Raw genomic sequence first — 643 nt, forward strand, 5'->3', positions numbered from 1 at the left:
CGCCGACGGCTATGCGGCACTACTGCCGCGGAACATGCCTACACAAACTTGATTGCAGATCCATGCGAAAAGAGCCAATATCACAGCCCATGACTCACCAGATCAAACTACGAAGAGCGTTGCGATCCGACGTACCGTTTCTCCTGATGCTTCGCAAGCTCACGATGACCGAGCATCTGAAACGGGTGGGAATGCCGACCGACGATGAGGCGCACTATCGCCGCATCTGGTCGAACTTCGAAGACGCCGTAATAATTTGCGAAGGCAATGCCGATGTGGGGTTGCTCAAATTGAGCCGAGCGAATGGCGAGTGGCACCTTCATCAGATCCAGATACTGCCGTCTCATCAAAGCAAAGGTATCGGAAAAACAGTGCTTGGCATGCTGTTGAACGAAGCAGGACTCGAGGGCGTGCGTGTCTCCCTGAGCGTCGTTCACGAAAATCCAGCGCGTCTCCTCTACGAGCAGCTCGGCTTCAGATCCGTTGAGGAAACGGCACTCGACGCCAAGCTAATTTGGTATCCGTAATGTGTCTCTATGCACGTCCGCAGCGAAGTGCCTCTGGACGTATGCCGGGCGTTGTTAAATGATCGCGCACGTTTCAATGGCGGACAACGACTTCCCGATCACTTCGAATGCTGCGC

At 54.4% G+C, this 643-nt stretch carries 1 protein-coding gene; it reads left to right on the forward strand.

Features of this window, described 5'->3' with window-relative positions:
- Positions 1-89: 89 nt before the first annotated feature.
- Positions 90-527 carry an N-acetyltransferase gene (locus P7F28_RS10135; protein ID WP_277184361.1) on the forward strand — a complete coding sequence of 146 codons (438 nt, stop codon included), beginning with the start codon at positions 90-92 and terminating at the stop codon, positions 525-527.
- The last annotated feature ends 116 nt before the right edge of the window (positions 528-643 follow it).

Origin of the sequence: Caballeronia sp. BR00000012568055, from assembly GCF_029439455.1 — a bacterium.
In the GTDB taxonomy this organism is placed as follows: Bacteria; Pseudomonadota; Gammaproteobacteria; order Burkholderiales; family Burkholderiaceae; genus Caballeronia.

What these genes read in the sequence shown, in the direction of transcription:
- P7F28_RS10135 (WP_277184361.1), top strand. Translation starts at nt 90, where the DNA reads ATGACTCACCAGATCAAACTACGAAGAGCGTTGCGATCCGACGTACCG.